This window comes from Vibrio sp. 1401, assembly GCF_033340295.1.
On sequence record NZ_JAWOWF010000643.1, the window covers coordinates 1 to 572 of the forward strand.

1 pseudogene is annotated in these 572 nt (G+C 54.7%); it reads left to right on the plus strand.

Features of this window, described 5'->3' with window-relative positions:
- Nucleotides 1–572 (plus strand): annotated as a pseudogene (locus R7Z77_RS27325) (VWA domain-containing protein); the annotation flags it as partial.

Sequence of the window (572 nt, forward strand, 5' to 3'; positions counted from 1 at the left end):
AGCAGAATGCTGGTGGCAACCAACCTCAGAACAGTCAGGGCGGAAGTGGTAACGATCAAAACCAAGGGCCTGATGCCAATGGTGGTGATCAGCAAGGTAAAGACCAGAAGCAAGACGATGCTAACGGGAAATCTGATCCGAAAGGACAGGGCGACCAAGGCAAGTCGGATACTGATGGTGGCAGCAAGGCAGGACAAAGCCAGGCTGGTGGCAATTCTGACGCGGCGAAACAAGACGCGGCCAAAATGCTCCAGCAGGTTCTGAATGCCGGTGCCGGTGATTTGCGTGGTGACGCGCATGATGCACTTAAAGCCGAGCTCAACCGGGTGGCTCAAGATAAGGGGGACAGTAGCTATATGACTGTTCGCTCTGCTGTGAACACCCAGGACAACCCTGCTGTTGGCAAAAGCCTGGTAGGGGATGTGAAGAGCACCACTTCAAAGATAAGAACGCAGCTCTACGGATTGGTCCAGGCCAGCCAGCGAGTTGCTCACCGTAACCAACGATCAGGGAAGCGTGTGGCTGCTCGGAAACTACATCGTGTAGTGACGGGTGATACCCGCGTATTCCTC